Annotated in this window: 14 protein-coding genes; 12 read left to right on the top strand and 2 right to left on the bottom strand. The window is 63.3% G+C overall.

The annotated features are described in order from the left end of the window. Window positions 1-281 precede the first annotated feature (281 nt). Window positions 282-761 (bottom strand): hypothetical protein, encoded by a 480-nt coding sequence (locus tag QFZ70_RS13260; RefSeq protein ID WP_307096230.1) that lies wholly within the window; start codon window positions 759-761, stop codon window positions 282-284. Window positions 762-1,030: 269 nt separating this feature from the next. Between QFZ70_RS13260 and QFZ70_RS13255 the strand changes: the two genes are divergently transcribed. The 5 genes from QFZ70_RS13255 to QFZ70_RS13235 all read left to right on the top strand — a co-directional run bounded on the left by QFZ70_RS13255 (window position 1,031) and on the right by QFZ70_RS13235 (window position 4,237). Beyond that, window positions 1,031-1,228 (top strand): hypothetical protein, encoded by a 198-nt coding sequence (locus tag QFZ70_RS13255; protein ID WP_307096228.1) that lies wholly within the window; start codon window positions 1,031-1,033, stop codon window positions 1,226-1,228. Between the two features lie 35 nt (window positions 1,229-1,263). Further along, window positions 1,264-1,851 (top strand): alpha/beta hydrolase, encoded by a 588-nt coding sequence (locus tag QFZ70_RS13250; protein ID WP_307096227.1) that lies wholly within the window; start codon window positions 1,264-1,266, stop codon window positions 1,849-1,851. 159 nt (window positions 1,852-2,010) lie between these two features. Next, on the top strand, window positions 2,011-2,703 hold the full coding sequence (locus QFZ70_RS13245) for an LmeA family phospholipid-binding protein (protein WP_307096225.1): 693 nt from the start codon (window positions 2,011-2,013) through the stop codon (window positions 2,701-2,703). Window positions 2,704-2,994: 291 nt separating this feature from the next. After that, complete coding sequence (locus QFZ70_RS13240) at window positions 2,995-3,270, top strand: hypothetical protein (protein WP_307096223.1); 276 nt, start codon at window positions 2,995-2,997, stop codon at window positions 3,268-3,270. 301 nt (window positions 3,271-3,571) lie between these two features. Continuing rightward, window positions 3,572-4,237, top strand: a complete 666-nt coding sequence (locus QFZ70_RS13235) for a dihydrofolate reductase family protein (protein ID WP_307096221.1) — start codon at window positions 3,572-3,574, stop codon at window positions 4,235-4,237. A 3-nt stretch (window positions 4,238-4,240) separates the two neighbouring features. On the opposite strand, the gene QFZ70_RS13230 is transcribed toward QFZ70_RS13235, so the two are convergent. Next, complete coding sequence (locus tag QFZ70_RS13230) at window positions 4,241-5,164, bottom strand: NADP-dependent oxidoreductase (protein ID WP_307096219.1); 924 nt, start codon at window positions 5,162-5,164, stop codon at window positions 4,241-4,243. Between the two features lie 395 nt (window positions 5,165-5,559). Between QFZ70_RS13230 and QFZ70_RS13225 the strand changes: the two genes are divergently transcribed. The 7 genes from QFZ70_RS13225 (at window position 5,560) to QFZ70_RS13195 (ending at window position 12,404) form a co-directional block, all read left to right on the top strand. Further along, complete coding sequence (locus QFZ70_RS13225; RefSeq protein ID WP_307096217.1) at window positions 5,560-6,591, top strand: LacI family DNA-binding transcriptional regulator; 1,032 nt, start codon at window positions 5,560-5,562, stop codon at window positions 6,589-6,591. Between the two features lies 1 nt (window position 6,592). Beyond that, window positions 6,593-8,128, top strand: a complete 1,536-nt coding sequence (locus QFZ70_RS13220) for a sugar ABC transporter ATP-binding protein (RefSeq protein WP_307096215.1) — start codon at window positions 6,593-6,595, stop codon at window positions 8,126-8,128. 62 nt (window positions 8,129-8,190) lie between these two features. Then, the gene (locus QFZ70_RS13215) at window positions 8,191-9,162 is read left to right on the top strand and encodes an ABC transporter permease (RefSeq protein WP_307096213.1); all 972 of its coding nucleotides are present in this window, start codon (window positions 8,191-8,193) and stop codon (window positions 9,160-9,162) included. 55 nt (window positions 9,163-9,217) lie between these two features. After that, window positions 9,218-10,162 (top strand): substrate-binding domain-containing protein, encoded by a 945-nt coding sequence (locus tag QFZ70_RS13210; RefSeq protein WP_307096211.1) that lies wholly within the window; start codon window positions 9,218-9,220, stop codon window positions 10,160-10,162. Next, window positions 10,159-11,091, top strand: a complete 933-nt coding sequence (locus QFZ70_RS13205; protein ID WP_307096210.1) for a ribokinase — start codon at window positions 10,159-10,161, stop codon at window positions 11,089-11,091. The genes QFZ70_RS13210 and QFZ70_RS13205 overlap by 4 nt, the downstream gene beginning before the upstream one ends. After that, on the top strand, window positions 11,088-11,471 hold the full coding sequence (gene rbsD, locus QFZ70_RS13200; protein ID WP_307096208.1) for a D-ribose pyranase: 384 nt from the start codon (window positions 11,088-11,090) through the stop codon (window positions 11,469-11,471). Before QFZ70_RS13205 ends, rbsD begins: the two co-directional genes overlap by 4 nt. Before the next feature lie 114 nt (window positions 11,472-11,585). Beyond that, window positions 11,586-12,404 (top strand): pyruvate, water dikinase regulatory protein, encoded by an 819-nt coding sequence (locus QFZ70_RS13195; RefSeq protein WP_307096207.1) that lies wholly within the window; start codon window positions 11,586-11,588, stop codon window positions 12,402-12,404. The last annotated feature ends 20 nt before the right edge of the window (window positions 12,405-12,424 follow it).

The following is a 12,424-nucleotide window of genomic DNA, read 5'->3' as shown; positions in this document are numbered from 1 at the left end:
CCGGATTATCACAGTGGAGGTGGGGTTCCGGAATCAATGCGCGTTGATGACGACGGCGCCGTACTTTATGGCGCTACTGAAACTGTCTGTTGCAGAAGCAATCGAGGCGGCCCATCCTTGCAAATAACGCAAACGAGAGTTGGCCACGTTTGGTCCAACAGCTTCCGGCGGTGGCTTGCTCAAATAGCGTCGAAGCCCGTCTTCGTCCAGCCGGCGCTGTCGATCCTGGTTCAGGTCAAGCCCGACCGCTCCCGGGTTTGAACCCGGGAGCGCAATTTCGGCTAGCGGTACCAGCCCACCGAACGGTCGAAGCTGGCTATCAGGGCTCCCGTCCCTGGTGCGTCGCCTCCGCCGGCAGGAAAGTACATGGCTCCGAACTCTGCGCCCTGGGCTTCGATTTGTGCCTGTGCCCAGACCTTGGCGGCTTCCATGTCCTTCACCGGGATGCTCTCCCGCGTGGTGCTGCCTGCGCTGTGATGGATGTCCAGCTGGTATTCTCCCGGCTGGGAAACCCCCTCGTGGTGGACGGGGTCGCGTTCATCCCGCCTGCTGATCATCACCTGCGCCGAGGCATGGAGTATCGAGGGGTCTTTGGCGTTGCCCCCATGCTCCTGCTGTTCCATCCGCAGGCGTGAAACCACGCTCTCGACGGTGTCGTTATCGCTGACGGTGTAGGCCGCAGCGTTGAGATCAACTTCTGAACCGCCAACGCTTTTCAAGTACTTCATAAATTGCTCGGAGCTGGACTGCTTGGAGTTCATGCACCCTCCCTGAGGGTAATCGCGGCGATTGCCGACCCAGCCAACACTAGACCTAATCAGCTGCTTTCCACCGGTATGACCAGGGAAACTTCCCGCGTGGGCAGAAGCGAGCGTGCCCATCCTGCACGGACCCCGGCGCCCGGATTAGGTTACAACCGCTAAGAGGCGCATGCTGGGCAAGGAGGCACGGATACTCGGGATACTTAATACCCGGGTTTTTTTGACTCAAGCGCCGATCAGTTCGATCGATCGAAACCCTGTCATCCGTTATGCAGCCAGCGGCCCTGATGGACTCGTTTGAGCGGACTCGGGGCGCGATTGTTCCCGGCGAGGTCACTCCCGGCTGGAGGGCCCGCCAGTACCGCCAGCCGGTCCTGCTGGAGAAGCCTGACCATGAGAAGGGCCTGACAGAAGTTCATGTCGTGGCCGTTCAGGTCTTCATTAACGACGAGGACTGTGCCCCCTGACTGGCGGGCAAACCGACGGTTTAGAGTCTTTGCCTATGAACAGCGCAGCCAGTAACGTCCCGGTTCGGCCCTTCCAACGCGTCCTCATCGTCCACGGGTATGAATCGTCGCCTCATGCAAACTGGTTCCCCTGGCTTCAGGGTGCCCTCGAAGCTGAAGGCATCGCAGTCACCGTCGTTCCCCTCCCCGATTCTGACGAACCTGACAATGCTGCGTGGGAAAACGCGGTCAGCGCGGCACTCGGGGTGCCCGATGCGGCAACGGTGGTTGTAGCCCATTCCCTGGGTGCGGTCACCGCCCTGCGGGTACTCGCGGCGCTGCCGGAACCATGGGAACTGGGTAGTCTCGTGGTGGTGGCTGGGTTCACTGAACCACTGCAGGCCCTGCCGGAACTTGATGGTTTCCTCGCAGCTGACGTTGATGTTGAACGGCTGGTAACGAACATTGGAGAACGAATAGTTCTTCGCTCCGACACGGATCCTTTAGTGCCGGCGGCGGCATCGGATGACCTCGCCAGGCGACTGGGCGCACGGCTTCAGGTTCATCCGGGAGCAGGACACTTCATGGCAGACGATGGTGTCACGAGGCTGCCGGCTTTGCTTGACCTGATTCGATCCAAGTAGAGGCTTAACTAAAGCAGTCACGGACTGCAACAGGAGCTGCAGGAACAGGACCCGGGCGTGGTGAAGGATCAACAGAGCGCATGACATTTTGAGCCTGAAAGTTGTTTCCACTCAACTCCGGGTTTCGCGCCACACGCTGCGAACCAGCAGACTGTCCTGGTGAAGTGGACGCGTGCAAAGGACTGGCTGATCGGTGCTGCTGGAATGGTCCTCCTCTTGGGACTCGTGGTTGCGATTTTCTGGTGGGCGGTGAGCGACCCGGCAAACACGGCCGAAGCAGGGCCCGCGCCCTCGCCGACGGCGGGGGCCGAGCGCACACCGGGCGCCGAGCCGCCCGGAGACCTGGGTCAGGACGGGGTGTGGCTATCCGACGTCGTGCTGGATGCCGGGACAGTGGTGGCCGCTGGCTCCACCCTCCGCGACGTTCGGGCCGTCGGGCAGGACGTGGTCACTAGGCCGGACGGGCTGGTCGCCGGACAGCTCACTGTGGACGCGACCGTGCCGTTCGAGGTTGTGGCTGAGCAGATCGGGAGCGGGACAGTGGTCCGCGCTGCTGACGGCGGTCAGGCCACGGTGGTTCGCACCGTTGAAGCCCTGGGGCGAGAAGTGCGCGTCGTTGCCACCGGCACGGTCAAGGTCCGAGACGGCAGGCTCATTGTGGAGCCACGCTCAATCGACATTGGTGGGCCGGCCTTCCTCTCCGACGCCACGGCCGCCGTCGTGCGCGGGCTCGTGACCATCGAGCACAGCATTGAGGGGCTGCCCGAGGGCCTAGTGCTGCAGGATGTCGCGGTCCAGGGCGACGGCTTCCGTACCACCCTCCGGGGCGGGGACGTAAGGCTCGTTCCCTAAACCTCCGCCCTCATCCGGTGCACCTCCCGGGCCCCACCCGTGCTCCGCCGTCCTGGCTACGAAGTTATAAGCGCCTTGGGCGCCTGGTTGCTTGACGTGAGTCTTCCCACGTTATTTTGAGTGGCTCAGGATAAGCCCGTAAACTTGGATATAGGCCGCCGTAGCCCTTGAGTACCGCACCGGTGAACATTCCCGGGCCGGCAGGGCAGGCGACACAACCCGCAGACGCCCTCCCGCTTGAGCGGTACTTGAGCCTGAATGGCCCCCATTCTGAGACCCCAAGGAGTACCCATGACTTTGCTGGCTAAAAGCCCGGCAACCGCCGAACCCACCCTCGAGACCGCTGCCCGCATTGCTGTTGCTGGCACCGCAGTGCGCGGCGGCAGCTACGTAACCCTTCCCGCCGGCAGCGCCGCGGCCCGCGTTGAGGGCACCTATGTCACCGTCGCCGGCAGCCGGAACCTGCCTCCCGTTACCCGTGGCAGCTATGTGACGGTAGACGGCGCTCCCACTGTTCCCGCCGGCGTCATCGAAGGCAGCTACGTAACGCTTCCGACGGCGGCCTAGAGTCCCAGCGTCTTTGGTGGATATCACCTTGCGGCGTAGAAGGGAGGCCGACGGCGACACTGGGTGTCGCCGTCGGCCTCTTTTGCGTTCCAGGGACAGACGGACAGCATGACCCTCCACCCGCTGGGAGCCGCCGTCGTCCTGCCCGCTGCTTTGGGCCAGGCACGGCACCGTGATGCCGGTCCGTAGCCGGAGATCCAGGACTTCGGAGTCCATAGCTTCAGGGTACGCCGGGCGCAGGCCTTGAGCGGTGGGGATTAGTCGCCTTACAGTGACTGCCAACGACACTTCAGGAGACCGTATGTCCCTTGTCCGCGTACACAATTTCTCGGTCTCCCTCGACGGCTTCGGCACGGGCGAGGGCCAGCAACTGGACGCTCCGTTCGGCCATGCGGGCACGCGGCTGCTGGAGTGGGCCTTCGAGACGCGGACCTTCCGCGCGATGGGCATCCATGGGGAATCGGAAGGATCCTTCGGCGTCGACGAGGCGTTCGCCAGCCAGTGGGGACACGGGGTCGGCGTCGAAATCATGGGGCGCAACAAGTTCGGTCCTCAGCGCGGTCCCTGGGAAAACGAGGATTGGAAGGGGTGGTGGGGCGATAACCCCGTGTTCCACACGCCTGTTGTTGTCCTGACACACCATCCCCGGCCGGTCCTCGAGATGGAAGGCGGAACAAGCTTCCACTTCGTTGACGCGGACCCCGCATCCGCGCTCGAACAGGCCCGTGCCCTGGCCGGCGGCCTGGATGTCAGGATCGGCGGCGGCACCAGCACGGTGCGGCAGTTCCTCGAGGCCGACCTGATCGACCACATGCACATCGTCCTCGTGCCGATCGTCCTGGGCCGGGGTGAACGGTTCTGGGACGGACTGGAGGGACTCGAAGAGCGTTTCGACATTGAAGCGACCCCCTCTTCCCAAGGGGTGGTCCATCTGGTCTTCACCCGTCGCTCGGCCGGAGGACAGTGATGCTCAACGGTCTACAGCAATCACGATCTTGCCGCGAGTGTGCCCTTCCATATTGGACCGGAAGGCATCAGCAGCATTCTCCAGCGGAAACACCTCGGCAACTTCCACGCGGATCTTCCGGCTGTCCGCCAAGTCGGCGAGTTCCTGCAGGTCGGCGCCCACCGGGTTGACCCACATCCAGTCACCGCCGTGCTCTTCCACTTCACTGTCGGCGATCGAGGCATGCCGGCCTCCTTCGGCCAGCACGGCCAACGTCGCCTCGAGGTTTCCGCCGACGAAATCGGCAACGACGTCCACGCCATGAGGATGCAGTGCGCGAACGCGCTCGGCGAGCCCGTCCCCGTAGGCAGTTGGCTCGGCTCCCAGGGAGCGGAGGAACTCGTGGTTTTTCTCGGAGGCAGTGGCAATGACACTGGCGCCCAGGGCAACAGCGATCTGGATGCCAAGGGAGCCCACGCCTCCGGAACCTCCGTGGATCAGTACAGTTTCGCCGGCCTTCAGGCCCAGCCGGTTGAGGACCTGGTAGGCGGTCAGGCCGGCCAGCGGCAGGCCCGCCGATTCGCTCCACCCGAGCGAGGCAGGCTTCCGGGCCAGGAGCCGCTCCGGCAGCGCGATGTACTCGGCAAAGCTACCACCATGGACGTAGTCCTTGCGGCCGTAGGCGATGACCTCGTCGCCGGGCTGGAACTGCCTGGCATCAATTCCCACCGACTCCACAACCCCTGCTACATCCCAGCCGGGGATGGCGGGAAACTGCAGCTCCATGATGGGATCCAGATACCCCGCCATGATTTTCCAGTCCACTGGGTTCACTGCGGCGGCCTTGACTTTGACCAGGACCATTCCCGGCCCGACTTTCGGCATGGGTTGGTCGCCAAATTCGAGGACATCAGGGTTTCCGTACGAGCTGTAAGTGATTGCCTTCATGCCTTCCACAATGGCACAGGCATGCCTCGCTATTTCGGAACCCGGCGCTAAGTGGTGTATCACACGGTTAGGTAAGGCCGGGGCAGGGCTGCAGGCAGGGAAATTAGCGCTGCCCCAGGGCCTGGGCAATCCCGCTGGAGTCCACCTCGGGGATCAGGATCGGCTCCTGGGTAGTCGTGGAAACCGTCGATGAATTGCGGCCCGTAAGTGACATCGCTGGAATCACCCCGCTTGCTCGCCGGGGCAACCAGAACGCCGTCGCCCTTCGGGCCAGCCGCAGCGTTTTTAGTGAGGATTGACACATTCACTGGCAACTGCCTACACTCGTGGAATCGATTCCATGGAATCGATTCCACCATGAGCAAGTGACCTACCAACACGAAGGAGTGTCTGCGATGACCAGTGTCACCATTAAGGATGTCGCAGCGCTGGCTGGAGTCTCCTTGGCCACGGCATCCCGGGTGCTGTCCGGACACCCCGCAACGTCTGATGCCTCTCGGGCGCGGGTCACTGCGGCCGCCGAGCGACTGGACTTCCGACCGAACGCCCAGGCCCGGAGTCTTCGCTCGGCCAGGACGAATGTGCTGGGTCTTCTGGTTTCAGACGTGCGGAACCCGTTCTTTGCCGATCTGGCGCATGCGGTGGAGCAGGCGGCCCTAAAAACCGGGTACGTCATTCTCCTCGGCAACGCCAATGAACTCGAGGATCAGCAGAACCGGTTCCTGGACACATTGATAGACCAGCGGGTTGATGGCGTGATCGTGGCGCCGCAAGGTGACGGCAAGGGTTCCATCAGTTCGCTTGTGAACCGCGGGATCCCCACCGTCTTCGTGGACCGGACCGTCGACGGCGTGGACGTTCCCAGCGTCACCACGGACAGCCGCGCGGGAATCAGTCACGCGGTCCGGCACCTCGCGGAGCAAGGGCACCGGCGGATCGGCTACATTGCCGGACCGCAGTCAATTTCCACTGGCCGGGAACGTTATGGCGCATTCGTGAGCGCGCTGCATGAGGCCGGACTGGATCAAGTCCCGGCCCTGACGGTTTTCGGCGACTTCCAGCTTGAGAGCGGCGCTGCAGCCACCGAACGGCTGCTCCAGCTCAAGGACCCGCCCACGGCAATCCTTGCAGCAGATAGCCCCATGGCCGTGGGTGCCGTTGCGAAACTACACGAACTCGGCATTCGGATCGGTCAGGACGTGGCCCTGGTTGCCTTCGACAACATCAATTGGTTTGCCCTGCTTAACCCGGCGCTGAGCGTCATAGCGCACAGCGTGGAGGACATGGGCCGGATAGCGGTGGATCTGCTGCTGAAAGTCATCGACGGCGAAGAACCCCTCTCGGTGTCTTTGCCCAGTGAACTCATTATCCGCGAGTCATCCTTGCACCGTCTTTCCGATCCAGTGAAAACCCAGAGGAAGAATTGAAATGACCGATCGCTCCTCCAGCGCCGCAGAGCATCCCGGCGAACCGCTTGTCACGCTAAAGAACATCAGCAAATCCTTTGGGCCCGTCAAAGTGATCAAGGACGTGACCGTCAGTGTCTACCCGGGAAAGGTGCAAGTTCTCCTGGGCGAAAATGGCGCCGGAAAGTCAACCCTGATCAAAATCATGGCAGGGGTTTACCAGCCGGACAACGGTGAGATCCTCATCAACAACGAACCGGTCGTCCTCCCGAACACCCGTGCGGCCGAGGCTCACGGGATTGCCACCATCCACCAGGAACTGAACCTGGTTTGCAGCATGAGCGTGGCTGAAAACATCATGCTGGGACGCACGCCCAAGAAATTCGGGATGGTGGACCGGCGTGAATTGAGGCGCCAGGCCAAGATCGCACTGGACCGGATTGGACTCCGCGTCGAAGTGGACACCCCGGTGGGGGAGCTCGGCATCGCACAGCAGCAACTGGTGGAAATTGCGAAAGCGTTGAGCATCAACGCCCGGGTGTTGATCCTGGACGAACCGACGGCGGCACTAACCAAACACGAAACAGAGAACCTGTTCCGGGTGGTGGAGGAACTCCGTGCGGAGCGCGTCGGCATGCTCTTCATCAGCCACCACCTTGAGGAGATCGCCGAAATCGGCGACTCCGTGTGTGTCTTGCGTGATGGTGAGTTCATCGCCGAAGTACCCGGATCCACCCACGAGGACGAATTGGTCCGGCTCATGGTAGGCCGCAGCATCGACGATCAGTTCCCCCGCCGCATCGTCGAGCCAGAAACCCCCCAGACCGTCCTCGCGGTCGAGGGCCTCGGGGCCAAGGGCCGCTTCAGCAACATTTCCTTCGACGTCAAGGCCGGCGAAATATTGGGCATTGCCGGTCTGGTGGGGGCCGGGCGGACTGAAGTCATCCGTGCCATCGCCGGTGTGGACAGGCACGACGCCGGCAGCGTCACCGTGCGCGGCAAACGGCTGCCCAAGGGTGACGTGGGGGCCGCCATAGCTGCCGGCATCGGGCACGTTCCCGAAGACCGGAAAGTCCAAGGACTCGTGCTGGACGCCACAGTGAACGAAAACCTGGGTTACGCGACCCTGAAGTCCAGCTCCCGTCTCGGCCTGGCCGACTTCGCCGGTCAACGCCAAAAAGCGGAGGAGATTGCCAAGAAGCTGCGCATCCGCATGCACAACATCGACCAGCCGATCCGATCCCTTTCGGGCGGTAACCAGCAAAAGGCCGTCTTTGGGCGCTGGATCATGGCTGCGTCTTCGGTGCTGCTGCTGGATGAACCCACCCGCGGCGTCGACGTTGGCGCCAAGGTGGAAATTTACGAACTGATGAACCAAATAACGGCCGCCGGCGGCGCCATCGTGATGGTCTCGAGCGAGCTTCCTGAAGTCCTGGGCATGAGCGACCGCATTCTCGTCATGCGCGACGGTGAAGTCGCCGGTGTGCTGTCCGCAGCCGACGCCACCCAGGATGCCGTCATGACCCTGGCGGCTTTGGATACGGACGATGACCAGTGAAAGCCCCAAATCCCGAGACGAAGACGTCACAGTCCCCATTGACCCAGACAAGGAACACCAACATGTCCACTGCAACCCTGACCCAGCCGCATCAGGGCTTTGATGTCAAAAAGTTCCTGGCGAACAACGGCGCCTTGGTGGGCCTGCTGGTCCTGGCTTTGGCGCTGTTCATCATCACCCCCGACTTCCTGACCGGGCCGAACCTGCTCAATATCGGCATCCAGGTCTCCACCGTGGCCATCCTTGCCTTCGGCATGACCTTCGTGATCGTGGCCGGCGGCATTGACCTTTCGGTCGGGTCAGTGGCTGCCCTGAGCGCCATGGTATCCGGCTACATGTTTGTCTCTTCCGGCTTGCCCGGGGGCCTGGCCCTGCTGGTCGGCCTGCTGACAGGCCTGGTGGTGGGAACCGTCAACGGTGTTGCCAGCGCCTACGGAAAACTCCCCTCCTTCATCGCCACCCTGGCCATGCTCAGCATTGCCCGCGGCCTCACACTGGTCATTTCAGATGGCCGTCCCATTAAGACGGCCCCGGAAGTTTCTTTCCTCGGTGGCAACATCGGCCCTGTCCCCACCCCGATCATCGTCCTGGTGATCGCGGCAGCTGTAGCCTCCTTCATCCTGAACCGAACCGTCATCGGGCGTTCAATGTACGCCGTCGGTGGCAACGCCGAGGCAGCCCGACTCTCAGGGCTTCCGGTCAAGCAGATCACTGTCACTGTTTTTGCCCTGGCAGGGCTCTTCGCCGCCCTGGCAGGACTCCTGCTGGCCGGCCGGCTGGACTCCGCCCAGCCCCAGGCTGCGGCCGGCTACGAACTCGACGCGATTGCCGCCGTCGTGATCGGTGGGGCATCCCTGGCGGGCGGCCTCGGCCGAATCTCCGGCACGATCGTCGGTGCGCTGGTATTGGTGGTCATTCGCAACGGCCTGAATCTTCTCAACGTGACCTCCTTCTGGCAGCAAGTCGTCATCGGCGTCGTGATTGCCCTGGCTGTCGGCATGGACGTCCTTCGTCGAAAGACCCGTTCCAGCTAACGCCCAGCAGATTTTCCACCCCCGAATCCAAACCTCCAAGTCAAAGGACAGAACAATGAAGCTCTCCCTCACCCGCGCCCTCGCACTGACCGCCGTCGGCGGCCTCCTGCTTACCGGAGCCACAGCCTGCAACCGCGGTGGCGATTCTGCCGGAGCCAGCAATCCCAAAGTGGTTATGGCACTTTCCACCCTGAACAACCCCTTCTTCGTCGAGGTCCGCGACGGCGCGCAAGCCGCCGCCAAGGCCGCAAACATCCAGCTGGAAGTAGTTGACGCGCAGAATGACTCCGCGACGCAGGCCAACCAGCTTGCCAACGCCCAGACATCGGGCGCCAAGGCCGTCATCGTCAACCCGGTGGATTCTGATGCAGCATCGGCATCAGTGACCGCCTTGACCAAGGCAAGCATTCCGGTGATTGGCGTGGACCGCACGGTCAACAATGCGACCCTTAGCTCGCTGGTGGCCAGCGACAACGTTGCCGGCGGCAAGCAGGCCGCGGAGGAGCTCGGTGCAGCGCTGGGCAAAAAGGGCACCGTCATCGTGCTGCAGGGCGTTGCCGGAACCTCCGCAAGCCGTGACCGCGGCGCCGGCTTCGCAGAGGGCATGAAGGCCTTCCCCGACATCAAGATTGTCGCCAAGCAGACCGCCAACTTCGATCGGGCTGCCGCATTGGACGTCACCACTAACCTGCTGCAGGCCAACCCCGGTGTCACGGGGGTCTTCGCCGAAAACGACGAGATGGCCTTGGGCGCAGTCCAGGCTCTGGGCGCCAAGGCCGGCAAGGACGTCAAGGTCGTAGGTTTTGATGGAACCACCGATGGGCTGGCTGCCATCAAGGCCGGCACCCTGGTGGCGTCGATCGCGCAGCAGCCGGCAAAGCTGGGTCAGTTTGCCGTCGAGCAGGCCGCGAAGGTCCTTAAGGGCGACAAGATCGACGCCACGGTCCCGGTCGGCGTTGTGACCGTGAACAAGACCAACGTCGGAGACTTCAGCAAGTGACAGAACAGCAAGGGCCAGGCGGGAAAGTGGCTGTAGTTGGCTCCATTAATCTGGATCAGGTAGTACGCCTGACGCGTCACCCCTTGCCGGGGGAGACGCTGCTCGGCAGCTCGATCACACTGCTTCCCGGAGGGAAGGGAGCCAACCAGGCCCTTGCCGCGGCTCAATGTGGCGCAATTGTAAGCCTGGTCGGCGCGGTGGGCAACGATCCAAACGCCGCCCTGGCCACGGCACTCCTGGAAACCTCAGGGGTGGACCTCGGTGCCGTCAGGACTGTGGACGGAGCCACCGGGGTGGCTGTCATTTGCGTGGCGGACGGCGGCGAAAACACCATCGTTGTCATCCCGGGGGCCAACTCCTCGGTGGACGCCGAGGCGGTGGAACGGGCTGCTGCCCGGATTGCCGAAGCAGCCGTTGTGGTTTTGCAGGGTGAAATACCTGCCGAGGGAATTGCGGCGGCGGCCAAACTTGCAACCGGGAGGGTGCTGCTGAACCTAGCCCCAGTGGTCGCCGTGGACCCCGCGGTCATCCGTGCGGCGAGCCCGCTGGTGGTCAACGAGCACGAGGGGGTCCTGGTGCTTGCGCAGCTGGACCCCCTCGCCCCGGTGCCGGCAGATGACGAGGCGCTGGTCGCCTCACTGCGGGCACAGGGGATCCCGTCTGTCGTCCTCACCCGTGGCGCGGACGGCGCCATCTGCTCAGATAGTGAGGGCACTCACCTGGTACCGGCCCCGACGGTCCAGGCCGTGGACACCTCGGGCGCGGGCGATGCCTTCGTCGGTGCCTTGAGCACGCGTCTTGCCGCTGGCGCGTCACTCCTGGAGGCTTCCCGCTATGCGGTCCGGGTAGGCGCATTCGCGGTGCAAGGACACGGAACCCAGCCGTCCTATCCGACCCTGTCCGATGTGCTCCCTGAGGTGAAAGCTTGAAGCGCCACGGAATTCTCAACGCCGAGCTCAACGCTGCCCTGAGCCGGCTGGGCCATGGCGACCTGGTTCTGCTCGCCGATTGCGGCATGCCCGCCCCTCGCGGAGTCCCGGTGGTCGACCTTGCCCTTGTCCAGGGCATACCGCGGTTTGACGACGTTCTGGCGGCGTTAGTCGGGGACCTGGTGTTCGACAGCGCCACGTTGGCCAAGGAAGGACGCGGCACGGATACCGAAAATTGGGTAGGTAACCGCATCCGCCAACTGAAATACGTCAGTCATGAGGAGCTCAAGGTCGTGTCAGCCTCTGCAAGACTGTTCATTCGGACAGGGGAAGCTACGCCGTACGCCAATGCACTGTTGACGTGCGGGGTCCCTTTCTAGCCGGATGCCGGGGGATCTGCTGACCTGGCCAAGCCCCGGTGCAGGCGGGGGGGCCGGCGGCCGCAGTCGCCCCTGGGTGCGGCGCGTCAGGCAACGGACCGTTAGGGTCGTTCCATGACCACTGACGCTCTTCGGCCTGTCTATTTCCTTTCAGACAGCACCGGCATCACGGCGGAAACGCTGGGCAACACGTTGCTGACCCAGTTTCCCGGGAACAATTTCGACCGCATTACCATCCCGTTCATCACCACCGTTGAGCAGGCGCGCTCGGTGGTCGGGATCATCGACAGCGCCGCCGCTGCCGGCCCGGCGCCGCTCGTCTTTTCCACGGCGGTCAGCAGTGACATCCGGCAGACGCTGAGTGCCTGCCAGGGAATCATCGTGGACCTCATCGGCTCGTACGTGGAACAGCTGGAGCATGCACTGGGCAGCCACGCCAGCGGAGAGCCCGGCCGGGCGCACGGCCTGGGAAACGCAGCGCGCTACCAGTCCCGGATGGCCGCCGTCGAGTATGCGATGGAGCACGACGACGGCCAGAGCCTGCGTGCGCTGGAGAAGGCCCAGGTCATCCTGGTGGCCCCGTCCCGGTGCGGGAAAACGCCCACCACCATGTACCTGGCGCTGCAGCACGGGATCTTCGCGGCGAACTTCCCGCTGGTGGAGGAGGACTTCGAACGCGAGGGGCTGCCCAAGTCGCTCAAGCCGTTCGTGTCGAAATGTTTCGGCCTCACCACTAACCCGCTGCGCCTGAGTCAGGTCCGCACCGAACGGCGCCGCGGCTCACCCTACGCCTCCCTCCGGCAGTGCGGTTTCGAACTGCGGAGCGCGGAGCGGCTGTACGAATCCCACGGGATCCCGTACCTCAACTCGGCCAGCGTGTCCGTGGAGGAGATGGCAGCCACCATCCTGCAGAAGATGAACCTTAAGCATTAGGGAAAAGTCTCACAAAGGTG

Origin of the sequence: Arthrobacter sp. V1I9, assembly GCF_030817075.1 — a bacterium.
Taxonomy (GTDB): Bacteria; Actinomycetota; Actinomycetes; order Actinomycetales; family Micrococcaceae; genus Arthrobacter.
Note: the sequence above shows the minus strand (reverse complement) of the source record. Positions and strands in the feature narration are given on the sequence as shown.